Origin of the sequence: Synechococcus sp. NOUM97013, from assembly GCF_014279815.1 — a bacterium.
In the GTDB taxonomy this organism is placed as follows: Bacteria; Cyanobacteriota; Cyanobacteriia; order PCC-6307; family Cyanobiaceae; genus Synechococcus_C.
Genome location: NZ_CP047941.1, coordinates 251,099 through 274,369, shown reverse-complemented (window position 1 = coordinate 274,369; position 23,271 = coordinate 251,099). Strand labels below are relative to the sequence as shown.

Here is a 23,271-nt window from a genome sequence, read left to right as displayed (position 1 = left end):
ACTCAGACGGAATAGAACTCGCGGTACCAACGCGCAAATCGATCCACTCCGGTTTCAATCGGGGTACTGGGCCTAAACCCGACCCAATCCTCCAAGGCCTGGGTGTCTGCAGCCGTCGCCACGACATCCCCGGGCTGCATGGGCTGAAAGTCCTTCACCGCGTCGCGTCCGAGCGCTTGTTCCATCACCTCAATAAAGCGGAGCAACTCTGTGGGCTGACTGTTGCCGATGTTGAACACCCTATGGGGCGCTGCCGCCGTTGCGGGATCGGGGGCCCGAGGATCGAACTCTGGGTTGGCCGTTGCCGGCTTGTCACAACAGCGCAGCACCCCTTCGACGATGTCATCGATGTAGGTGAAGTCACGCTGCATCTTTCCGTGATTGAACACCTTGATGGGCTCCCCAGCCAGGATCGCTCTGGCGAACAGCATGGGAGCCATATCCGGACGTCCCCAAGGGCCGTACACGGTGAAAAAGCGCAAACCAGTTGCCGGCAAGCCATAGAGGTGGCTGTAGGTGTGGGCCATCAGCTCATTGGCCTTCTTGCTGGCGGCATACAAGCTCACCGGATGATTCACCGGCTGTCGCTCATGGAAGGGGAGGTTGCGATTGCCCCCGTACACCGAACTGCTCGATGCGTATACCAGGTTCTCGACGCCGTGATGGCGACAACCCTCGAGAATATGCCCGAAACCAACCAGATTGCTCTGGATGTAGGCGGCAGGATTCTCGAGGGAATAGCGAACTCCTGCCTGGGCGGCCAGATTCACCACCACCCGGGGCTGCTCATCCGCGAACAGAGCCATCAGTTCAGGGCCGTCCTCTAACGCCAATGGCTCGAACCGCCAGGAGCCAGAGGGAGCAGCAACTTCAACCCGCGCCAGCCGAGCACGCTTGAGAGCTGGGTCGTAATAAGTATTGAGGTTATCGATCCCAACAACCCGCTCGCCGCGTTCAAGCAGACGAAGTGCCAGAGCCGCACCAATGAAACCGGCGGCTCCCGTGATCAGAACGGGACGTGTCATCGATCCGCGCTTAGTGCTCATGGCTGGCCTTCACCCACACGCCAGAGCTGCAATCCTGCCTTCAGGACGTCAGCGGGCTTCACCACCGAACGCGCATCGAACACCCAGGCGGGCTGACGCATCAAAGGCGCCAAATGAGACCAGTCGAGGTCTCGATAGTGCTGCCATTCGGTGAGGATCAGCACCGCATCAGCACCACTCACTGCAGCAGCAATGTCCTCACTAGGCCACCAGGTGCCTTCACCACTCAAAGCAGCACGCGTGGGACCGGAATCCGCATCAGGAGCAGAGCTGGCCGGAAGCTTGAGATCGCGAGCGATCTGCTCAGCGTCCACCTTGGGATCATGAATCGCCAACTGAGCACCTTCCTCAAGCAGATCCTGAGCAATGCGGATCGCCGGAGCTTCGCGGGTGTCGTTGGTGTCGGCCTTGAAGGCGAAACCGAGTATCGCCAGGCGTTTGCCAGTCACTGTGCCAAACAGCTTCTGCACCACCGTGCGCGCGATGCGGTGCTGCTGCCAGGTGTTGACCGTCACCACGGATTCCCAGTAGTCGGCCACATCCGGCAAGCCGAAATGACGGCAGAGATAAACCAGGTTGAGAATGTCTTTCTGGAAACAGCTGCCGCCGAAGCCGGGACCCGCCTGCAGGAATTTGGAGCCAATACGACTGTCGGTGCCGATCGCTCTGGCCACCTCTCGCACATCAGCGCCGGTGGCTTCACAGAGAGCACCAACGCTGTTGATGGAGCTAATTCGCTGCGCCAAAAAGGCATTTGCCGTGAGCTTGGAAAGCTCACTGCTCCAGAGGTTGGTGCGCAGAATGCGATCCGGAGAAACCCAGTTTTCATAAATCGAGGCCAATGCATCGATCGCTTCGGGATGCTCGCCACCGATCAATACACGGTCGGGTGATTCCAGATCAGGAATCGCAGTTCCTTCCGCCAGGAATTCAGGATTAGACAACACAGCAAAGCTCTTTTGTGCTCCATCGGAAGACTGTTCTTTGGCGGAAAGAATCGCCTTGACTGCCTCAGCTGTGCGCACCGGCAACGTGCTTTTCTCCACCACGATCGTGTGACCTGTGGCCGACTTGGCCACCTGGCGGGCACAGGCTTCCACCCAGCGCAAATCACTGGCCTGGCCCGCTCCCAGTCCTTTGGTCTTGGTGGGCGTGTTGACAGAGATGAAAACCATGTCCGCGGCAGCGATGGCGTCATCCACTGCGGTGGAGAAATGAAGATTGCGGCCCCTGGCGCGTCCCACCACCGCATCCAAGCCAGGTTCGTACACAGGAAGCTTGCTCAGATCACTGTCATTCCAGGCGTCGATGCGGGTCTGATTGATGTCAACCACTGTCACCTGCACAGTCGGGCAGCGGTCAGCGATCACCGCCATGGTTGGGCCACCCACGTAACCAGCACCGATGCAGCAGATGGAGCGGATGGAAGCAGCCGGCATCAGTGGGGCTAAAAAACCGTTGATCGCCGCAGGCTATCGCTGTTTCTGGCTCTCCAGACTGAATCGAGGGCCGGTGCGCATGATGGTCATCCTTGCAGCGTTCACCAGGCCCGTTAGATCAGCCGGCCCAAGAGTTCACTCAGGGCGCGAGAGCTGTGGTCAAGAGCAGCAGCGCTGGGCAACCACTGGGTGGGGTCTTGCCAAAGCGGACCGGCCCAGCGACCACGGGCCTGAAAATCCACCGGAAAGGGCTGCACTTCCAAGCCCTGCCGCTCGAAAAGCCTCTGGGCGCGGCGCATGTGAAAGGCGCTGGTGACCAACAGCACCCGGGCTTGACTGGCGGGCAGCAGCTGGCGGATGGCCACCGCCTCTTCAGCTGTATTGATCACCGGCGGCGTGCTGGCCATGGCCGCCGCGGGGATTCCCAACTCGGCTGCCTCGGTGAGGTAAAGGTAACGCTGGCCTTCGGGGGGTTGACCATGGCGAAAGGGGCTGGCCCCGCCGGTAAACAGCAGGCGCTGCGCCTTGCCGCCACGGTAGAGATCGAGACCGGCGAAGAAGCGATCAGGATCCACTCACTCACTAACCCGGGCGGCACCGGGGGCTGGATGACTAATGCCACTCAATACTAAAATCGCATCGGCTCTCGGCGCCGGCGTCACTTCGCGACGCTACCAGGGGGCCTCCAGCCAACGCCAGAGACTCTGGCTCACAAACCCCAGGGAGAAGACCCAGAGCAGCAGGGCCGCGGTGATCACCGGCCAGCGCCAACGGCCGATCAAGCCACCACCAGCAGGATGAAGCTGAGGCCCAAGGGCAACAGAGCCAGGGGAAGAAGCTTGCTGAGGAGATAAGCAATGACCCTCCAGCCTCCCAGGCGCTCTGCCAGCACCAAAAGGTTGAAGCTGGCGGAGATTCCGAACTCCTCGGCGAATTCCAGCACCCGGCACTATGAGCGATCGCCGTCGCCCCCCTGCCGAAGAGTGCCGGTGAGGATCACCGGTGCGTTGCCCGTCTGCAAAGCAAGTTCCACCAAGGCCCAACCGATGGAAGCATGCAGAGCGTCATCACGGTAAGTCGGAGCCAGATCCAAAGCACCAATTAAAATTGATTGCCTGCTTACTTCCCATGCATGGGGAAAGTCATAACGCTCCGGCAGGTCAGCCGCCAAGGCCCAGGTTCGGCCATGGTGATCGATTCCACTCTTGATCCTAACCACAAGCCTGGATCACAGTGTCGCCTTTAAAGAGCAACCGCGAAGCGCAACTGGTCACCCCCGTCGTTGGGGCCACCTATCTGAAGCTGAAGAAGATCCCAGCGTTCGCCCGTGCCTCAAAGCATCGGGCCGTAGTTGTCGTGTATCCCACAGCCATGACGATTGGGATCAACCTCGGCATGGATCATCACCGTTTGGATGGTGATGTCGAACTGACGCCACCCCAATCTCGAGCGATGGATGCGGTTTCTGCGCAGAGGGCATTGAGCTGGGCGATGGTGGTCGGCTGGGGAAAGGGGATCGGAGATAACGCCCATGCAGGCGCAGAGGAGGGCAATGCTGATGCCTTTGCTGCCATAGGTGTGTGCTGGCAGATCCACGTTGTAGGAATGCAACCGGTGGACGCGGCCGTCACCGCCAATGATCGAGTGGTAGCGAGCGGGTCGAATCTAGTCGTAGCTTTTAGCCGTCCACCGGAGGGAAACCACAGCGGCCATGGGTAGGCTAGGGAACTGCCTCCAGGATGGGTATCAATATCGGCAGTGGGAGTTGTTCTATCCGGCACATCCGGATCGACAGATCCAGGGCAACGGCAAGAAGGACTACCTGCATCTACTGCAGCCGGAACAGCTGCATCAGCGGGACATTACCGCCAAAAAGGCGGAGCTGATACTCAACACTTACCCGGTGTAATTGCTTTACAACAAATATCTCGGAGAGCTGTAACGCCCAAATGCGGTCGCAGCCATTGGTGCTATGTGATCAAGCACGACAGGGTCACCCACACGGTGCGCTGGGCACTTCAGGATCTCTGGAAACAGGTGGCCCATGTGGAACCCACTGCGGCCAATCCAACCGCAGCGACTACACCCGCAGTAACGCGCGGCGCCATGCGATGAACTGGTGAGCGGCTAGCACTTCTTTGACTGATCCAGCGCGCTCACAAGCGAATCAATGGCGCAGTGGCTCAACCCGCCCTTGTAAGGAAAGTGCCAAGGTTTGATCGCTTTCGATGGTGTTGGTCAGTGATCGTGGTGAATTGGGCCCCGGCAGTTGGCCCAAAACCACCTGTCGGTTAAGGCAAAGCCTTGAGAGTCCCTGAAGACGTAAATTTTGCATGGGAGCCGACCCTGTGCCATTCGGGCACCAGTTCCGCAAGCAAAGCCAAGGCACCCTCCACATCCTGGGCCTCGATTGCCGAATCAAGAACATCAAGGCGAGAGCAGAGCTGATCTAAAGGAAGCGCTCGTTCTTGGGCACGGAAGATGAGGGGGTGCCGCGTTGATTCGGATTCGGCATCGATCAATAGTTCTTCATAGAGCTTCTCGCCGGGACGCAAACCGGTGCAGACAATCTCAATATCTCCGCCGGGATTCTGAGCATCGCGAAGAGACAATCCTCCGAGGCGAACCATCTGTTGGGCAAGATCTTTGATACGCACCGGCTCTCCCATGTCGAGCAAGAACACATCACCGCCTTTAGCGAGAGTGGCGGCCTGGAGTACCAACTGAGCTGCTTCCGGGATCGTCATGAAATAGCGGATGATCTCGGGGTGGGTGAGTGTGATCGGCCCGCCGGCAGCGATCTGGCGGCGAAACAGGGGCACCACCGACCCAGAAGAGCCCAACACATTGCCGAAGCGCACCATCGCCAGTCGGGTGCGGAAATGGCCACCCCCCCCGGCGCTCTGGGCTAGCTCCAATGCCGATGCCTGCACCACCAGCTCAGCCAGACGCTTGCTGGCACCCATCACATTGGTGGGACGAACCGCTTTGTCGGTGGAAATAAGCACCAACTCACTGACGCCAGCGGCAACAGCAGCCTGGCAGACGACCCGGGTGGAGCCGACGTTGTTGGCCAAGCCCGCAAGCGGGTTCGCCTCCACCAGCGGCACGTGTTTGTAGGCAGCGGCATGGAAAACTGTCTGCACGCCATAGCCTGCAAACAGACGATTCACCAGCGCCAGATCGGTGGCGCTACCGAGCACCGGCATCAACTCCACCGAAGAAGGCAGCTGCTGGAGCAACTCTTGCTCTAGAGCATAAAGCGACGGTTCACTGCTTTCGAGCAGAATCAAAAGCTTCGGAGCTAACTGCAAGATTTGACGACAAAGCTCTGAACCGATCGAACCACCGGCACCGGTGACGCAAACAACAGCATCACGCAGCCCAGGACCTAGCAACTCCGGAACAGGTGGTACTGAATCACGACCGAGCAGATCTTCAATGGCCACGGGGCGAAGCGCATCGATGCGGGCCCTGCCGGAGGTGAGGTCGTCAACCGACGGGATCTGCAATACCGGAATCACCTGCTGTTGCAACTCAACCACGATGCGACGGCGTTCACTGCGAGGAAGGGAGGGAATCGCCAGCAGCACCTGATCGAGCTGATCCTGAATCTCATTCAACACCTGGGGCGGCTGGATCGGTATATCGTTGATAGTGCGCAACCAGAGACTGGGCGAATCATCAAGGAAAGTGATGATCTGATGGTTGCCGGCCAGCCGCAGAGCGGCGGCGAGCTGAGCACCGGCTTCACCAGCGCCATAGATGGCAACGCGTATCATCTGCTTCGGGGCAACTGAGCGCAGCGACAGAAGCAGATCTCGCAGAGCAAAGCGCACCGTTCCGGTCAAAGCGGTGAGCAGTAACCAAACCAGAATCCAACTGCTGCGGGGGGGCATCGGCAGGCGAAGCATCGCCCCGGAGCAAGCCAACAACAACACAAGCAATCCATTACGAAAAGCGAGGCGATAAAGAGCACGGCTACCGACGTAGCGCGTAAGCCCTTTGTATTGCCCGGTGAGGGCATACAAAGGCAGACCAAACAACAGCGCCGCTGGCAACATCCAGATGCCGGCAGCAAGAAAGCTGGGATGATGCGGATGGGCCAGCCGCAACCAAAAGCTGAGCCATACAGCCAGGGGCAACAGTAGGGCGTCAATACCGATCAAAAGCATCCGACGGGCTAACGGAGACATTCGAACAAGCTGGCCCAATAAAACTGGTTTCACCGGCATGCCCGGATCACAACCGAACGCACTGCATCGGCGTAGCCAGCCATCTGCTCTGGGGTGATGGAAGGATGAACTAAAAACATCAAACTGGTCTGCCCAAGCTCCTGCGCAACTGGCAACCGCTTAGGAGGTGACAACCCAGCCTCCTTAAAGCACTTCTCCAGATAAACCTCACTGCAACTACCAGCAAGGGCTGGATAGCCAAGGGATTCAATCTCGCTGAGGATGCGGTCGCGACTCCAGCCATCTGACAGAGCATCAGATTTTACGAAAGCATAAAACTTGTACCAGGCGTGAGTGATACCCTCCGGCGGGAGAGGTACGCGCACCGCAGAGCAATCCGCCAATGCCTGAGCGAGCATAAGAGCGTTACGCGTGCGCGCGGTGATCCACTCGGTCAGGCGCTGGAGCTGGATGCGGCCAATAGCGCTCTGGACTTCAGTAAGGCGGAAGTTGGAACCAAAGCGTTCGTGCAGCCAGCGAAAGCCAGGTGGATGATCGCGGTCGTAAACTGCCTCATGGGTTTTGCCATGGTCTTTGAAGGCCCACATCAAATCCCAGAGATCAGCTCGGTTGGTAGTCACCATCCCGCCTTCTCCGCCAGTAGAGATAATTTTTTCCTGGCAAAAACTCCATGCGGCAACGTCGCCAAAACTGCCCACGGACTGACCTTGGATGCGGGCACCATGAGCCTGAGCGCAATCTTCAACAACAGCGATACCGTTGCCACGGGCCAAGTCGAGAATCGCGGACATGTCGGCAGGCCAGCCACCAAGGTGAACAACAGAGATAGCCTTGGTGCAGGCTGTGATCAGGGGTTCAATTGTTTCAGCTGTTATGGAGCCCGAATCAGGGTCAACATCTGCAAAAACTGGCTTCGCCCCTAACAAAATGGCACTAGAAGCAGTTGCAATAAATGATCTAGGCGTAGTAATAATCTCATCAGACTCACCGATTCCTAGAGACAAATAGGCTGATGACAATGCAAGCGAACCATTCGCCAAAGCGACTGCATACTCAGTCCCACAAAGGCGAGAAAATTCTTTCTCAAACAAGCGACCATGCGAACCACTCCAGTAATTAACCTTTCCAGACCTCAAGACCTCTTGAACGACAGCAAGCTGTTCTTGATCAAAACAAGGCCACGCAGAAAGATGCATACGCTTACATCAGGTTGACGATACAGATTTAATGATCATAGAAGGATTGCCAATAGCAACTACATTATCAGGAATATCAGAAAAACATACCGCACGAGCACCAATTACCGAACCATTGCCAACAGTAACACCTGGCCCAATGAATGCTTCGCTTGCAATCCAAACATTACTACCGATAGATACGGGCTGTCTTAGAAGAGGGAAAGAAGCGTCATTATAATCATGAGTAGCAGAGCAAACAGTTGACCGAAAAGAAACTCGCGTGTAGGAGCCTATGCTCACCTTAGACAAGCAATAAAGATGAACAAAAGGTCCAATTGATGTAAAACGGGACAAAGCCAGATTCCATGGCTGATCGACACGCGCAGATGGATAAATCTTGGAACTCCAAGAAACTTCCGAGCCAAAAATCTTTAGCATAAAAATCCTCCAAAACCAACAGCACCTAGGAGAAAAGCGCCAAAACGGTCGCAAAAAAGACCACATAAAACGCCTCAAGTAATCAAGAGGTGTATAAAAAAGAAGACCACGCACAGGCACTATCTAAATATACGAGATAACAAAATGTAAACTGTTTTAATTATCAGCATAAAATCTTTAGTCAAGACCCAATTTCGATAGTAGTCAAGATTAAGACGCACTTTCGCTGGCCAGATAACACTGTGATAGTAAAAGCCTGGATCGATCTGATCAGACAAGATAAATTCTTCGTCAATATAAAACAAAGAGGCCACAGAAGTAACCCCGGGGGGCACTGAAAGCAACGAAGCATCATTACCAACAAGCTTATCAGCATAACCAGCAACATCTGGTCGCGGTCCAACAAATGACATGTCACCTTTTAATATATTGAAAATCTGGGGCAACTCATCAAGCTTAGTCTTTCTGAGAAATCGTCCAAAAACAGAAATTCTCTTATCGCAAAACAATGTAATTGACGAAGTGGCAGGACTAAATCGTGTAGACATAGTGCGAAATTTATAAACAACAAAGGGACGCCCACGAATTCCTATGCGAACTTGGCAAAACATCCCAAAATCATTAGTATCGATAGAACAAAGCAAAAAGAGGACGGGAAAAAAAGGAAGAAAGACGGTGACCAATAAAAACGACAGAAAAAAATCAAAAGATCTCTTAATTCTAAGCTGACGGTCAGTCAAAAGAGGCGTCATAATAAATAATTTGGTGTATCTAATGAGTCTAAATACGCAATTAAATCATTCTTCTTATCTGAATCAAGTGGACAAGAAGTAGTAAGCGAATCTTTATGAACAAAGGTTGAAGCCATTCGCAGCTCATCTTCAATAATAAGATCAGATAATTGCAAATGATCTAAAGCAATTGAAAGAGTGTGAAAAGGGTTTAAAACAAAATCTTCATATGATATGGCCGCGACTCTTGAATGATCTAAATTATTAAATAAAAACTGTTCTGCCGATGCAACACATCTAGACCACTGCAAAGCACAAACTTTCTCAAGCGAGTATGTCTCCTTTAAAACATCTAGATCATAAAAAGATGGGCCCCAATTAGGCAAAAGACTTTCAGGCGAAAAGAATTGCTTTGCTCTCATGAGCGTAAAATTAAACAAGACAGGTATAGCTGAAGACGCAGGTATATGCAATAATTTTTTGAGAGAATAAGAAAGATTCGGTGATGAAGTCCACCTCTTCATTGCAGAAAATATTACGGGTAGAGGCTGCCGCCTAATATAAATATACTTTGCGTTCGGGAAAATTGCATCTACAAAAGGTAACCTCAAACAATTTGCACAAGTCTTTTCAACAACAATAGGTGACTCAACATTAGAAGAAGCGGCTAAAGAGCAAAAACGTTTTCGTATATAATATTTGATATCCGAATTTAAAGATGAGACAGGTAGATCATCATAGTTACTAACATTACTTTGACCGAAATGCCAAACATGGTTAATTTCATCACAAGACCATGTAATAAACGGTTTCACGGAAACAATGGTATCCCGCAAAATGTTAGTTCCAGATCTTGGGGCACCAACAATAATAACTGGAGGGCTTGATAAATTCACAATTAATTAAAAAGTGGCAAAGGAGACTTTGACGATGCTCCACTAATATAGTTTAGAGCATTTATTGGATAATCAGGGTTAGAAAATAGAAGGTGAAGACATTCAGCAAGTTGTTCTGGTGGGGTATTCAGAACATCGACTTCGATTCCCATTTCATTCCTTGAAAGAAGTGAGTCAATGGATTCTTTATTGCCATCAAAAAAAACAGGTATTCCCAGCTCTAGATAAGTGAAAACTCTGCTAGGATAACAAACTCCAGTATAGTTGCTTTTAAGCGAGACAAAGCCGATTTTAGATTTAAGAACTTCGGATTTATAGGAAGATGGCGACAAGTAAGGCAGGACAGTAAAATAATGTTCATTGAACTTATAGCAATTAAGAGATTGTCGAACAAAAGGGTGAAGTTGCCTTAGTTCGTTGAAGACTGACTCACTAATAAGAATCTGTGAAGAAAATGGCAAAACATCGATGAGACAGATAAAGCCATGAACTGAGTGAGGAGAAGAGAAAGATCCTACATAACAAATATCATACTCTTTGGGCGCATTTAAATAGAAGGAAATGGGAAACTTAAAGCAATCATATAGAAAGTGAGAAGAAAGATCAACAGGGAAAAAGGCTAAATGATGGACATAATTTGGGCCTAGAGATGACTTTACGAGCGACTTCATCGAAAGAGATAGTACAAAAACATGCCGACATCGGAGAAGAAAAGTAGACCATAACGATCTAAATAAATTGCTCAGAAATCGCAGGAAAGGGTGCTTAGACAAAGAGAAGATTGAAAGATAATAATCGTAAATTAAAATTGAAAACTCATATCCAAAAATACTGGCTATAGAAGCATAGATAGGTTGGAACAAAGGGGGCTGGGTAAGAAAAATAATGTGTACAGGTCGACCTAGATTGGAAATTAAAATGCAAATAAAGTGAAAAGGACTAACAAGTGTTAACATAAATCGCGCAATAAATGATATCTTTCTTGAATTGACTAAAGATATGCACTCAACACTATCTATTGAATAACGCGACCGAATCAACTCATATAGGTCACTGCGAGGCAAGTTAAAATTATAAAATATATACTTCATCATTTAGGCAACATTATTGCTTTAAATGCAGTCAAATACCTTAAAGCTATGGATTCAGGAGAGAAAGAGGAAACATCATATGAATAAGAATATTCTTTGATGCACAATAAGCAACTCATTAAAGCATAATAAATTGATACGCTATCAAATGGAGATGAAATATAAAAGGGATGATTAATGCATATTTCTCTGCAAACAGGAATATCGGAGCAGATTAGAGGTTTAGACAAAGATAGAGCCTCTAAATAAGGAATACCAAAACCTTCATAAATACTTGGCAACAAGAATGCTGAGGAAAATTTAAAAAGTGCTGCTTTGGTCATTTCATCAACATAGCCAAGAGGAACGATACGCGGACAGTCAATGTATAGCGGGAAAAGATTGTAAAAGGATTCAATAGACCAGTTGCCAATTAAGATATACTGATAAGAAAGTGAAGGACTAGACTCACAAAAAGAATGAAAGGCCGATAAAGCATTTGAAATATTTTTATGATCAGCCAATGAAGAAGGTGTAATGAAATAGTTATCCTTAGACACATCAGATGGTAAGTATTCATCTAAAGTATCAGAAGATAAAAGAAGGTTTGGTGAGTATGGGTTGGGAATAATATACTTGGGCATAACATTGTGGCTCTTTAATTCAGTCGCAGTAAATTGACTTATTGTCGAAATAACATCTGAACAATGGCAAGACAAAAGCAATCGCAGCTTTTTAAGAAGACGATAAATATTTGATGGACATGATTCCACAGGTTGACTCTGTAAGTCATGTACAATTAAAAAAGTTTTTGACAACGCAAAAAGAGGTGCATACTGACGGGGGCAAATCAGAAGATCATAAAAGCAAGAGATAAATGGTAGAAAAATATTACGAATTAGTGGACCAATAATTTTTGGGGAACCTGCAAAGTGAGATACTTGTGAAGTAGGTGCTAATAGCTTTATGAATTGAGATTGGGACTTTTGCACAATAAAAGTAAACTTTATGTCACACTCAATTGATGAGAATTTATCAAGCGCTGGAATCAAAGCTTCTATGAAGCTATTGAAGCCAGCAGACTGACCTTTTGAATATGAAGAGAGGTCGAACAAACAATGGTACATTAAAAACGAACGAACAATTTAACACAAATTAAGTATACACATCTAAACAATAGCAAGGCAAACAAGGAGGGTTTAGATGTATTATATTTAAGAATTGCTCTAATTTCATTTAGATGTGCAGAATTATTGACATGCGAAAGTTGCTCTTCATGCAATCGAAATGAGGACAAAATTTTAACTGACAAAAAAACTTTCGAATTCTGTAGATTTGCTCTCAGAAAAAAATCAAAATCTGATGCATATTTGTATTTCAATGAAAATCCATTAAGACGATTATATAAATCACGAGAAATTACAGTCCCAGATTGTGGGAAAGGCATTCCGCCCACAAAATAAGAAATCCGATGGAAAAGAATAGGAAAAGCAAGGCGTTGATGGAAACATCTACTTCTTGAATCAATCAACGCGAACGCGCCAGAAATAATATCATAGGTATTAATAAAATCAGAATTAATCAAAGTGGCAAGGTTACAATTTAACTTATCATCAGAATTGATGTAGGTAATCCATTTCGACGGATAAGCAGTGATTCCAGTATTTATTGCTTTATACATAGATCCAGCTTTTTCATAAATAACAAGAGCACCAAACTCTTTTGCTATAGTCACAGTATTATCAGATGAGAAACTATCAACAATTACATGACGAGAATTAGGGATTAGCGATAAAACATTTTGAACAGAGGTCAAAGTCTCAAGTAAATACTTTTCAGAATTAAGCGTAGGAGTAACAACAAGCAAATTTAACATAGAAACTTTCAGGTATCAGATGGATGAATAAGACCACCGGTCAACAGTAATATACTTGCTGATCCAATTTCTGGCTTTGATATCATAAAAGGAATCAAAGAGACTAAAAATGCAATTCTATGTTTAAGATTATATTTATTCAATGATTTCAAGATAAAAAACAAGAACGGCATATAATATATTAAAAATCCAATTATACCGTATTCAGCAAGAATTGAAAATGGATTATTCCCAGCAGCGCCCTTTCCCAAAATAGAGACGCCAAAAAATGGATACTTAGTGAAGGCTGAAAGATCCCGAAATAAGTTATAGTACCTTCCCGAATCAGCAATTTTATCAATACTAAACCTTGATAATATATATTCCGAGATTATGGATGTATCAACCACTAAAAACGCAAGCAACACAAAGGAGATGCCTAAAAATGCAAGCAATAAAATGCGAAAAGACCTTGTTATAATTAGGTATCGATTAAGACCTTTCTTTACACTATTTATCAATGTGCCAACTAATAGAACTACTTGGAATGCAACATAGGATGAAAAAAGGGCAAGTGATAAGCATGCACTACTGATAATTGTGAAAACAAAGTTAGTGGCAGGTTGAAAATATCTAGATGCCGATAAAAAAATGAAAAATGCATATTGTCCGAAAGTACTTGATTCATCAAAAAATGATGATGGACGTATAAAACCAGAATATTGAGAATAAATGTTAGTAAATGAGAAAGGAACTAAATATGATACACCGTAGGTGGAGTAGCTAAAGGAAACAAATGGGAGAGGCTTAAAACTAATACAGTACAAAATTGTAAATACATTCAGAGCAGAAAGGATACAAAAAAAACTATAGAAAAGCTTGTTGAATGGAATACTCTTAAACTTTATACTCCATAACAAAAGAAGAATTGGTATGGCAGCAAGGAATTGCGTAAAACGTACAAAATAAATCATATTGTCCGACTTTAAAGAAAGGAGCAAATAGTAAAATGCGCTTATATATATAGAGCTGATAAAATATTTATTAGTAAGCGGAAGATTCAATCGTTGTTTAAAAAAAAGAAGACAAAATGCACATATGGAAGCGCCAAGGAACGTAACCCCATTAGCAAAAGGCAACACAAACCGTAGAATAGAAGGAGAAAGACTTATAAATGAAATAATATAAAGGCTAACAGGAATGAGAGTGCTAAAATTAAGCCTAATCATTTAATCAAAGGTTTAGATTGAAGGTTGGTAAGATTTGGAGTGGGTTTAGTTAAAAAAATTCTTTTCACAATAATTTCTAGATATAAACAACTCAGCTTGTAAGCAGATGTCAATTGAAAACCCAGGATCTTAGCCAAAACACTATTCCGAGAAAAGAATGACCTAATTAACAGACTTGTTTTTACGAGTAATCCAAGCGACTTTAAGCGGATAAACATTGAAGACTTTAAATACATCTTATCGGTATAACGTGAACTAAAGCCAGATTGATTGTAATTCGCAATAATTAAATCGACAAATTCAAGACTGCTAAAAGAGAAATGCTCAATTATTTTTAAATTGAGAACATAATCGGCAGTTGATTTGTATTGTGTATCAAACCATCCTGTATCTATAATGGCTTGTTTTCTATAGACAATTGATTGTTGACATAATGAGGTTGTAAAATGATCATTGGGTGAAAAAAATTGATTTAATCTTTTTCTATCCTGCATTAAAAATACGGTTCCATATATGAGGGATGTGCGATAGTCTAAAACCATTAAATATTGAACGATTGAACTAACTGTATGAGCACAATAAAGACTATCATCTGATCCTAAAATGAGGATCCATTCTGCACAAGCGTGAGATATTCCAAAATTGATAGCATTATAAATACCGGGCTCATCAATTGATAAGACAATCTTCTGATAATTTGAAGGATGGGAATAGATAATACTAAGTGTTTCATCAAAAGAGTGATAGTCGACAAAAATCACTTCAAAACACAACAGCAGTTGCTTATCAAGCGAATCGAAAAGTCTACTAATAGTAGATGCTGAATTGCATGTGGGGACAACAATAGATAAAATGGGTTTTAAATCACTATCAGTGGTAGTCAGAAAAGCCATTATTAAACAAAAAAAGGCGAATTGAATTTAGAAAGTCGTAACTGTCTGGGAACTTTTTGCAGAATAGAGAGAGCATGAATATACAAACAGATGTTTCATCTGGTTCATTAAAGCACATTATCGAAGAGAATATGGAAATATGAACGCATTTTTTTTCTTGTCGATAAAAATTAGTATTATCTTTTTGTGCAATTGGTGCTAAAGGAATACCTAACTTGGTGAAAAGACTTTTAACAAAGTCAGGGTCATCAGAAGGATGAGGTAATATTATTTGAGGTAAGTGTGAGGGGAAGCGTCCCAAAACGTCACAATAAAAATTAATCAATTGGTGTCTTGAGCAGAAACCAAGTTTATATAACGGTTGGAGATAAAGACAAACAGTTTGAAAGTGCTTCGAGGCTATGTTTGATAAGTAAGGGAATCGAGTAGAGGGAATAGGAACTGAGAGTAATGCAGTATTGCCATAACAAAAATCAATGGAATAGCTGTAATGATAATGTATAGATCTGCCCTTAGCAAAAAAATACTTCTCGTACTTATTATGGTTAAGCTGAGAAGACCGTAGGTCTTTAATAAATAATTTAAGTATGGAATAATATAGGCAGACGAGTGAGATTTTTCTCCGGGAAGGTGACTGCTTAGAAAAATACTGGTATGAAGCCAAACCATCTTCGTACATTATAAACTTTGCATGCTTTTCAATGGAAATATTATACGCCAAAACATTAATTAAATCTCCAGGATATGCAAATACAAATTGGATATTTTCACCAACAATTATTGCTCTAAGCCATTGTGAAAACGAAACTATTTTCGCAATACGCTGAGCGTTGCGTACAAGATTTTTAGTTGTAGGTATCTCAAGACACGGTTTTACAATTATGCGCGAGTAATGGGTTTTATAATTTAGTAAAGAACATCGGTCAAAATTTCTAGTAATATAAAGCAATACATTTGCATGTATTGAGCTAGAATTTTGCTGATGGCTAGCAAATTTTTTTAGTGTTGAAAGATGATCTATACGGGAAGCAATAAATAAAGAACTCATAGGCCATCAATCAACACTAATTGGAGGCAACATGATATGAGGCCAAGAATGTTTTTTTATTATAGACCTTGACCAATGATTAGCAATGTACATGCGACTAAAAAAGGAATTCAATATAAGTAATTTAACATACGGGCAATAAGCAGTGAAAATTCTCGTTAGAAACATCATAGTGGCTTATAGAATTCCTTCTTTAAATTTAAATCACAACATGACTCCAAAGCGTTGAGTACTAGAGCTGAAGAAGGTAATACCTCAAGGGGTGAATCGAAATGCAAATTGAGTTCTAGCGCTTTTTGAATTGCTGTTGATATTTGTTCTTTGAAAGGGCCACAATCTATGACACTTTTTTCTCTTATCCTGCCCTTTTGGCGATCTCCGATGTTAACGGTGGGAATATTAAAATATGGCACTTCAAGTAAGCCACTAGAAGAGTTACCCACCACCGCATCGCAGTAACGAATGCAGGAAAAATAGCGCAACTGACCTAATGATGTATAAGCCTTAGCATGATCACGTATGGCACAGAACTCTTTAATCATCCGGAACAACACACGGCCATCAGTATCAGCATTAGGCATAGTAAAGATGAAGTGGGTGTTCGGCAACTGATCGAGAGCAGCAAGCAATTCTCCCATCTGCTGTGCACTGGTGTTCTGCTCAAGCGTCACAGGGTGAAAGGTGATCAACAGGTTGCGAGTTCCCAGTTTAAAGTCGAGATGAACTTCAATCTCTTCACGGCTCAAAAGCTTGCTGCGTTTAATGGCCTCAACACCAAGGCCACCCACAAGGAACACTCGATCTGGGTGTTCGCCCATCTGGATCACTCGCTGACGATATTCCTCAGCAGCAACAAAATGAAGATGTGCCATCTTGGTAATCGAATGGCGTAGGGAATCATCAAAGGCTCCTTCGGTGAGCTCACCACCATGGCAATGAGCAATAGGGATTCGAGCGATAAGCGCTGCAGAGGCGGCAGCAAAGGTTTCAAACCGGTCACCGAGAACGAGCAATAAATCGGGCTGCAGCTCTACCAAGGCATCAGCAAATCCAATCATGCCCAATCCCATTGACTTAGTAATCCCAACAGGAGTATCTGAGCTCAGGAGCATCTCAACCTTGCGATCGATGATGAACCCATCGGCTTCGATCTCCTGCACCGTGAACCCGAATTCCGGAGAGAGATGCATACCAGTGACAATCAACTGAAGATCGAACACCTCCGAAGCCAAAATCCCCTGCATCACCCAACGCAGTAGACCATATTCAGCTCGAGTACCGGTGACGACGCAAATTTTGAAACAGGAAATGCTCATTCGATCAGCTCATCGGCAACAAAGTCACGGGATGCGGGCCGGCCTATAAAAGCGTCCCATTGCATAGGGGAAAGACCAGTACCAGGCCGCTTAGCGATGAGATTCGCCTCACTGAACAACTCACCGGCTCGAATGAAACGAGACGCCACCAAAGACTTACGCACAACTGGCAAATTCACCTGCTCACTGGGGGAAGGCCGCTTGATGCCATCCCCCAAGGCCTTCTCAACTGTGCGTATACCAAGCACCATGGCAGCGAACTGATCGGGTTCAAGGCTGGCCTGGTGGTCAGGCCCGGACAGCTTGCGATCCAAGGTGAGGTGCTTCTCGATGACAGTGGCACCCTTTGCCACAGCCGCGATAGGCACCGCAATACCATCGGTGTGGTCGGAGTAGCCCACAGCAACACCGAAGGCTTGAGCGATTGTGTTCATTGCGCAGAGATTCACCTCCTCTACGGGAGCGGGGTACTCAGTAGTGCAGTGGAGTACCGTGATCTTGCTGCGGAGAGTACCCGACTGCTCCAGAACATCAAGTGCGGCTTCGATCTCGCCCAAGTTGGCCATGCCCGTCGAGAGGAACACAGGCTGGGATTGCCGGCCAATCTCGCGCAGATAAGGGAGATTGGTAATTTCGCCTGAGGGAATCTTCCAGCGTTTGGGTTTCAGGGAAGCCAGCAGCTTGATACTCGCCATATCAAAAGCTGTGGAAAGAAATTCAATACTCAACCGGTCACAATAATCTATTAAGTCTGCATAACAGTCCGGATGGAGTTCAAGACGCTTAAGCATGGACAACTGACCTTCAGAAACACCCAAAGCCTTCTGCTGGTAAGCCGCCTGTGCTGCATGTTCTGTCGCCAATAGGCTTGCATGAAAGGTCTGGAACTTGACAACATCAGCGCCCGCATCTCTAGCAGCATCAACAAGTTTTTTGGCGAGCTGTAAATCACCATTGTGATTCACACCTGCTTCAGCAATAATGATGGTCATCAAAAAAACCTCTCGCCAACGTAAAGCCTAGATTCAGAAATCCATTCAACAATACGAATATAAGAATCTCCAGTCTTAACCAAAAAACCAAAATCATCCCTAGCAAGAAGCGCTCCTGGTATGCATTTATACTTGGGAGCTCCATCGACTAGCTCAGCTTTAGCAATATAAACGTTGATACCCTTAAATTTTGTTTGAGCCAATGGGCCCGGATAAGACAGGGCCCTGACAAAATTAAAGATTTCTCTTGAAGACGAGTTCCAATCAATGGTTTCATCGCCCAACCTTCTCTGACTATAAATACTGCCACAAGGTTGAACAGATTTCTGAGGCAATCGAGAAGCTTGGCCCGATTTTATTAATTTAATTGCTTCATGCAGCAGCAAGGGACATTCACCGTAAGCCGTAGCCAAAAGAGATCCATAGTCGTCAGAGTCACTTATTGGATAAGTACGCTGAAGCACAATATCTCCTGTATCCACTCCGTCATCAATATAATGAACGGTGATACCGAATTCCTTCTCATCATTAATAAGCACCCAATTCAGAATGTTGCGCCCTCTATAGTAAGGGAGCTTTCCGGCGTGGCAGTTTATAGTCCCCAAACGAGGAAACGAATAGAAACGCTCTCGGAGAATTTGGTCAAAAGACATTGAAACAAAAAGATCACATTTGTAAATACTAATTGTACTTAAAAAATTATCAGAATTAACATCCTCAGAGATGTAGAAATCAATGCCTAGCTCATCCGCCTTTTCTCTAAGATACTGGTCAGGACTTGAGAACCTAGCACAGATAAAAGAAACCTCTAGTTCAGGATCAGAAATAAGCAGGTCAAGAGCTCTGTGAGACCACGGACCATCAGCAAAGTAGCCAATGCAAAGATTTGAGAGGCTCATAATTCGTCAACAAAAACAACAAAAATTGGCTCTACCGACAAAAGATAAATTGACGATTAAGAGGATGAATAAACATCAGTGATTGGAAGAAGCGGTTTCATGCAACTCAACCGTCCATGAGCTGGAGACTACTAGGCAGGTTGACCAGTCTCAGTGCCTGATTCTCCGTCACAGCAAGAAAACCTGGAGGGCACGCCTCAAACATCGGAAGATAATGCAATGGGGTCCAGATTGGGCGAAGCAAAAGGCCGGCCGTGTGCGAGTTCGAGGAGCTGCAGCCGCTCTGGTGGTGCAGCTAAAGGATCTTCTGTCGTAAAGCGCAAACAAACCAACCAATAATTGGTGCTGCAATCTCTTGGTTCCGAAACTAGCTCCACACCGTCCAGCTCAGCAAGGTATTCTTTATAGAGTTGGGTAAGGTGACGCTTGGCATAAAGCCGGCGATCCAAATCCTCAAGCTGAGCAAGTCCAAGTGCTGCATTAATGTTTAAGAGCCGATAATTCCAACCGACAGAATCGTGATCAAACGCCCAAGGATGTGGCTGCTTGGCAATAGGACAAATGACGAGCACGTGTGGCTAGTTGAGAATCATTAGTGAGCAAAACACCGCCGCCACCAGTAGTAATTAGTTTGTTGCCGTTGAAGCTAAGAATGCCCACCGACCCAAACTAACCGCAATGGGTGTCTTCTCACCGGCTGCCGAGAGCTTCAGCTGCATCTTCAACCAAGGGTAAACCACAAATATCAGCTACCTCGCGAAGCTGATGCAACTCAGCAGGAAGACCGAGCACATGAACTGACAGCACTGCAGCGATACGCCGACCTGTTACTTTATTGGAAAGAGTGTTTTCGCGTCTCTCAGTAATGGCCTTTAAGCGAGCAGACAAGGCAACCGGGCACAGACCTAAAAAATTGTGTTCAACATCGACAAAGTGAGGCACAGGCCCTAGGTGAGCAACCGCATTGGCTGTTGCCACAAAGCTCAACGGAGACAGCAAAACTTGATCGCCATAGCCAACACCGACTACATGAAGAGCCAAACGAAGAGCGATAGTGCCATTGCACACGGCCAGCGCATGACCTGCACCAGTCATAGAACAAACTCATGCTCAAACCGACTCACCAAACTGCCTGGTGCTCAACCAACCGGTATCAAAACAGTCCATCACATAGTGCCAGGCCTGGGTGCCACTGAAATCAGGTTCATGCAAGTTGATGGGAATCTACTTCGAGCTGGGACACACCACCTGTTGTATTGCCTCCTAAAGAGACTTCACGTTGGAAATCGCGGGAAATGCCATACCTCAGACCGCATAGGAACAAGGGCGATAGCGCGCAAGATTGGAAGGATCAATGAACCACTCTGCAGTTTGAGCCAAACCACGTCGGAAGCCCTCGAGACCGCCATAGAGCGGTTGCCATCCAGTGAGGTGGCGTAGGCGGTTATTGTCGCCAAACAAACGATTCACCTCAGAACCCTCCGGCCGGATTCTCTGTTCATCCGTCACGATCTCCAGCTGAACATTCATCACCTGAGCAATCAACGAAGCCGTATCGCCGATCGAAATCTCAAAGTTACTGGCGACATTCACAACTTGCCCAAGGGCATCATCACAGTCAGCAATGGACATAAAAGCAGCACATGTGTCAGCCACATAATTGAAATCGCGGGTCGGAGAAAGAGCACCCAAACGAATTTGGCGCTGACCTGCAGCTACTTGAGTGATGATCGTAGGGATGACTGCGCGAGCACTCTGACGAGGACCGTAGGTATTAAACGGACGTAAGACAGAAACAGGCGTGTCAAAGCTACGCCAGTAGCTAAGTGCAATCTGATCTGCACCAATCTTACTCGCAGCATAGGGCGACTGACCCACCTGAGGATGATCTTCTGTAATCGGTACGAACTGGGCGGTACCATATGTTTCAGAAGTAGAAGTGTGAACAACGCGACTGACACCCAAATCACGAGCAGCTTGTAAAATGTTCAAAGTGCCATGAATGTTCGTATCCACATAGCTGGCTGGAGCCACATAGCTGTAAGGGATAGCAATTAAGGCCGCCAAGTGATAAACCTGATCACAGCCTCGCATCGCCTCTCTGACGCACAGAGGATCACGGATATCACCCAATACCACCTCCAACTCGGACTTGATGGAATCCGGCAGAATATCTAGCCAACCCCAACTTCCATTGGAGTTGTAGAGACAAAAAGCACGTACTTGGTGACCAGCCGCAACCAAAGACTCGACAAGGTGAGAACCTATAAAACCATCGGAGCCGGTAACGAGAACTTTCCTCATCATTGTGTGTACCTCAACCCTGTTGTTCCATAAGAAATTCTCCCCACTGCCAATCAAGCAAGGTATCAATATCGACTGATCGCTCTGGGGGCATCACATAACCCAGAGTACGAGGAGAAAGAAAACTTCCTTGTCGTTCTAGCAAGGCACGAGATCCAAAATAAAGAGACCCATTTAGAATATAGCTAGATGGCAGCTGCTGGCGACAGGAAACACCAGGGATATCCATAAGAGGCTGCAGTGTATGATCTAGAGTAAGCGTATACATCCATGCCGGGTGCTTGCTAGTGGTCGTTACTGAAACCACTGCATCGCTAACTATTTTTTGGCTTAAAGCAATAATACCCTCAACATCGTCAATCAGGCGAAGAGGAGAGGTAGGCTGCATAAGTAAGACATCGGTCACATCAGGCAATTGCTCCAGAACGTGTAGAACTGGAGCAATTCCAGGAGAAGTATCAGTCGCAAGCTCAGATGGCCTGAGGAACGGAACTTCGGCTCCGCCGGCGAGCGCAATCTCTGCAATCTCAAGATCATCAGTGCTTACCACAACCCGATCTACGCTTGGTGAAGCTAGAGCAACATCAATCGACCATTGAAGAAGGGGTTTGCCAGAAAACGATCGAATGTTTTTGCGGGGAATACCCTTGGAACCTCCCCGCGCTGGAATGAGAGCCAGAAGACTCATGGCTGATCAGAGTTAGGCCACTCACGGTGAGCCTTCAGAAGGGCCTCTGGACGACCAACATCTAGCCAATATTCATGAATCGGATAAACGAAGACCCTGTAACCAGCGTCATGAGCATCAAGAAGAAGGTTGGGCATGTCGGTGAACTGATGAGGGGGCAATAGAGGAAGCAACTGGGGATCAATCACGTAAACTCCCGCATTCACCTGATTCCGGTACGTGGGCTTTTCAACGAAACCAGCCAGTTCCACACCATTGGTCTGCACCACTCCAAAAGGCACTGTGAATTCATGCTCACGAACACAAAGCGTGGCATGAGCTTGGTGCTCAGCGTGAAAATTCAACAATTGGATGGGATCAAGACGCGTCAACACATCTCCATTAAGTACTACAAATGGTTCTCTCACCGAATCAGGAAGCAACCGAAGTGAACCGGCAGTACCTAGAGGCTCATTTTCTACTAAATAATTTATCGATACACCCCAGTGCGATCCATCAGAAAAATATTCTATGATCTGTTCCTTCAAATAATTAACAGAAAAATAAAATATACGGAAACCACTAGCGATACATTGTTCTAACAAAATCTCCAGCATGGGCTGATCACCAACTGGCAACATTGGCTTTGGGCAATGCTTAGTATGTGGCCACAAACGAGTTCCTTTACCACCAGCCATGATAACGATAGCGTTGCTGAGCTGGTGAGGATTAAGGAGCTCCTGAAACAAAAGGAGTTCCACAACACGGCCATGCTCATCCAACAAAGGGATCTGCCGCAACGCTTCGGTACGCATCATCTGCAGTACCGAAGCCTTATCCTCGCTACTGCGAACAAAGCGAAACTTACGGTTCATAAGCCGTTCAGCTGGAGCATCAAGTGTTTCGCCATGGAGAAGGCCACGACGAATGTCACCGTCAGTAAGAGTGCCGAGCAATCGCTGTTTGTCATCAACAACCAGAGCAATTTGAGCACCGCCTTGATCAATAAATCTCATCGCATGCTTCAGAGACTGAAATGGCCTAACAAAAAATTTTGACACATCGAGAGTCATA

General features: G+C 46.7%; 26 protein-coding genes and 1 pseudogene. 3 read left to right on the top strand and 24 right to left on the bottom strand.

Features of this window, described 5'->3' with window-relative positions; genetic code table 11:
- Positions 1-2: 2 nt before the first annotated feature.
- The 5 genes from SynNOUM97013_RS01280 to SynNOUM97013_RS01265 form a co-directional block, all read right to left on the bottom strand.
- Positions 3-1,025: an NAD-dependent epimerase gene (locus SynNOUM97013_RS01280; protein WP_186480464.1), complete on the bottom strand. Its 1,023-nt coding sequence runs from the start codon at positions 1,023-1,025 to the stop codon at positions 3-5.
- A gap of 17 nt (positions 1,026-1,042) precedes the next feature.
- Entirely contained in the window at positions 1,043-2,485 is a 1,443-nt protein-coding gene (locus SynNOUM97013_RS01275) for a nucleotide sugar dehydrogenase (RefSeq protein WP_186480463.1), read from the bottom strand.
- 113 nt (positions 2,486-2,598) lie between these two features.
- Positions 2,599-3,060, bottom strand: coding sequence for a YdcF family protein (locus tag SynNOUM97013_RS13695; protein ID WP_255442877.1), 462 nt, complete (start codon positions 3,058-3,060; stop codon positions 2,599-2,601).
- 203 nt (positions 3,061-3,263) lie between these two features.
- On the bottom strand, positions 3,264-3,428 hold the full coding sequence (locus tag SynNOUM97013_RS13690) for a hypothetical protein (RefSeq protein ID WP_255442875.1): 165 nt from the start codon (positions 3,426-3,428) through the stop codon (positions 3,264-3,266).
- 6 nt (positions 3,429-3,434) lie between these two features.
- Positions 3,435-3,704, bottom strand: coding sequence for a hypothetical protein (locus SynNOUM97013_RS01265; RefSeq protein ID WP_186480462.1), 270 nt, complete (start codon positions 3,702-3,704; stop codon positions 3,435-3,437).
- 14 nt (positions 3,705-3,718) lie between these two features.
- Here SynNOUM97013_RS01265 and SynNOUM97013_RS01260 point away from each other — a divergent pair, with 14 nt between their 5' ends.
- From SynNOUM97013_RS01260 to SynNOUM97013_RS01250, 3 genes are all read left to right on the top strand, one after another.
- Positions 3,719-4,204 (top strand): hypothetical protein, encoded by a 486-nt coding sequence (locus tag SynNOUM97013_RS01260; RefSeq protein WP_186480461.1) that lies wholly within the window; start codon positions 3,719-3,721, stop codon positions 4,202-4,204.
- On the top strand, positions 4,197-4,394 hold the full coding sequence (locus SynNOUM97013_RS01255) for a hypothetical protein (protein ID WP_186480460.1): 198 nt from the start codon (positions 4,197-4,199) through the stop codon (positions 4,392-4,394). Before SynNOUM97013_RS01260 ends, SynNOUM97013_RS01255 begins: the two co-directional genes overlap by 8 nt.
- Positions 4,395-4,459: 65 nt before the next feature.
- Entirely contained in the window at positions 4,460-4,600 is a 141-nt protein-coding gene (locus SynNOUM97013_RS01250) for a hypothetical protein (RefSeq protein ID WP_186480459.1), read from the top strand.
- A gap of 176 nt (positions 4,601-4,776) precedes the next feature.
- Here SynNOUM97013_RS01250 and SynNOUM97013_RS01245 read toward each other — a convergent pair whose 3' ends face one another.
- The 19 genes and pseudogenes from SynNOUM97013_RS01245 to SynNOUM97013_RS01165 form a co-directional block, all read right to left on the bottom strand.
- Positions 4,777-6,681 (bottom strand): nucleoside-diphosphate sugar epimerase/dehydratase, encoded by a 1,905-nt coding sequence (locus tag SynNOUM97013_RS01245; RefSeq protein WP_255442874.1) that lies wholly within the window; start codon positions 6,679-6,681, stop codon positions 4,777-4,779.
- A 29-nt stretch (positions 6,682-6,710) separates the two neighbouring features.
- Positions 6,711-7,877, bottom strand: coding sequence for a DegT/DnrJ/EryC1/StrS aminotransferase family protein (locus SynNOUM97013_RS01240; RefSeq protein WP_186480457.1), 1,167 nt, complete (start codon positions 7,875-7,877; stop codon positions 6,711-6,713).
- Between the two features lie 9 nt (positions 7,878-7,886).
- Positions 7,887-8,297, bottom strand: a complete 411-nt coding sequence (locus SynNOUM97013_RS13815; protein WP_186480456.1) for a putative colanic acid biosynthesis acetyltransferase — start codon at positions 8,295-8,297, stop codon at positions 7,887-7,889.
- 119 nt (positions 8,298-8,416) lie between these two features.
- Positions 8,417-9,049 carry a sugar transferase gene (locus SynNOUM97013_RS01230; protein WP_186480455.1) on the bottom strand — a complete coding sequence of 211 codons (633 nt, stop codon included), beginning with the start codon at positions 9,047-9,049 and terminating at the stop codon, positions 8,417-8,419.
- Positions 9,046-9,924 carry a sulfotransferase gene (locus SynNOUM97013_RS01225; protein ID WP_186480454.1) on the bottom strand — a complete coding sequence of 293 codons (879 nt, stop codon included), beginning with the start codon at positions 9,922-9,924 and terminating at the stop codon, positions 9,046-9,048. Before SynNOUM97013_RS01225 ends, SynNOUM97013_RS01230 begins: the two co-directional genes overlap by 4 nt.
- 2 nt (positions 9,925-9,926) lie before the next feature.
- The gene (locus SynNOUM97013_RS01220) at positions 9,927-10,595 is read right to left on the bottom strand and encodes a hypothetical protein (protein WP_186480453.1); all 669 of its coding nucleotides are present in this window, start codon (positions 10,593-10,595) and stop codon (positions 9,927-9,929) included.
- Between the two features lie 419 nt (positions 10,596-11,014).
- The gene (locus SynNOUM97013_RS01215) at positions 11,015-12,109 is read right to left on the bottom strand and encodes a glycosyltransferase (protein ID WP_186480452.1); all 1,095 of its coding nucleotides are present in this window, start codon (positions 12,107-12,109) and stop codon (positions 11,015-11,017) included.
- A gap of 11 nt (positions 12,110-12,120) precedes the next feature.
- Positions 12,121-12,870, bottom strand: coding sequence for a glycosyltransferase (locus SynNOUM97013_RS01210; RefSeq protein WP_186480451.1), 750 nt, complete (start codon positions 12,868-12,870; stop codon positions 12,121-12,123).
- 8 nt (positions 12,871-12,878) lie between these two features.
- Complete coding sequence (locus tag SynNOUM97013_RS13620; RefSeq protein ID WP_222929830.1) at positions 12,879-13,277, bottom strand: hypothetical protein; 399 nt, start codon at positions 13,275-13,277, stop codon at positions 12,879-12,881.
- A gap of 797 nt (positions 13,278-14,074) precedes the next feature.
- The gene (locus SynNOUM97013_RS01205; protein WP_186480450.1) at positions 14,075-14,971 is read right to left on the bottom strand and encodes a glycosyltransferase; all 897 of its coding nucleotides are present in this window, start codon (positions 14,969-14,971) and stop codon (positions 14,075-14,077) included.
- Positions 14,949-16,019: a hypothetical protein gene (locus SynNOUM97013_RS01200; protein WP_186480449.1), complete on the bottom strand. Its 1,071-nt coding sequence runs from the start codon at positions 16,017-16,019 to the stop codon at positions 14,949-14,951. The genes SynNOUM97013_RS01205 and SynNOUM97013_RS01200 overlap by 23 nt, the downstream gene beginning before the upstream one ends.
- A gap of 167 nt (positions 16,020-16,186) precedes the next feature.
- On the bottom strand, positions 16,187-17,335 hold the full coding sequence (gene neuC, locus SynNOUM97013_RS01195) for a UDP-N-acetylglucosamine 2-epimerase (protein WP_186480448.1): 1,149 nt from the start codon (positions 17,333-17,335) through the stop codon (positions 16,187-16,189).
- On the bottom strand, positions 17,332-18,327 hold the full coding sequence (gene neuB / locus SynNOUM97013_RS01190; protein ID WP_186480447.1) for an N-acetylneuraminate synthase: 996 nt from the start codon (positions 18,325-18,327) through the stop codon (positions 17,332-17,334). Before neuB ends, neuC begins: the two co-directional genes overlap by 4 nt.
- A complete protein-coding gene (locus tag SynNOUM97013_RS01185; RefSeq protein ID WP_186480446.1) occupies positions 18,327-19,226 on the bottom strand; it encodes a methionyl-tRNA formyltransferase in 900 nt (299 codons plus the stop codon). The genes neuB and SynNOUM97013_RS01185 overlap by 1 nt, the downstream gene beginning before the upstream one ends.
- 197 nt (positions 19,227-19,423) lie before the next feature.
- Entirely contained in the window at positions 19,424-19,798 is a 375-nt protein-coding gene (locus SynNOUM97013_RS13680; protein WP_255442871.1) for a DegT/DnrJ/EryC1/StrS family aminotransferase, read from the bottom strand.
- Positions 19,749-20,321, bottom strand: a pseudogene (locus SynNOUM97013_RS13675) (DegT/DnrJ/EryC1/StrS family aminotransferase). Before SynNOUM97013_RS13675 ends, SynNOUM97013_RS13680 begins: the two are co-directional and overlap by 50 nt.
- Positions 20,322-20,531: 210 nt before the next feature.
- Positions 20,532-21,530, bottom strand: coding sequence for an NAD-dependent 4,6-dehydratase LegB (locus SynNOUM97013_RS01175; protein WP_255442870.1), 999 nt, complete (start codon positions 21,528-21,530; stop codon positions 20,532-20,534).
- 13 nt (positions 21,531-21,543) lie between these two features.
- Positions 21,544-22,218, bottom strand: a complete 675-nt coding sequence (locus tag SynNOUM97013_RS01170) for a cytidylyltransferase domain-containing protein (protein ID WP_186480445.1) — start codon at positions 22,216-22,218, stop codon at positions 21,544-21,546.
- On the bottom strand, positions 22,215-23,270 hold the full coding sequence (locus SynNOUM97013_RS01165) for a nucleotidyltransferase family protein (protein WP_186480444.1): 1,056 nt from the start codon (positions 23,268-23,270) through the stop codon (positions 22,215-22,217). Before SynNOUM97013_RS01165 ends, SynNOUM97013_RS01170 begins: the two co-directional genes overlap by 4 nt.
- Between the last annotated feature and the right edge of the window lies 1 nt (position 23,271).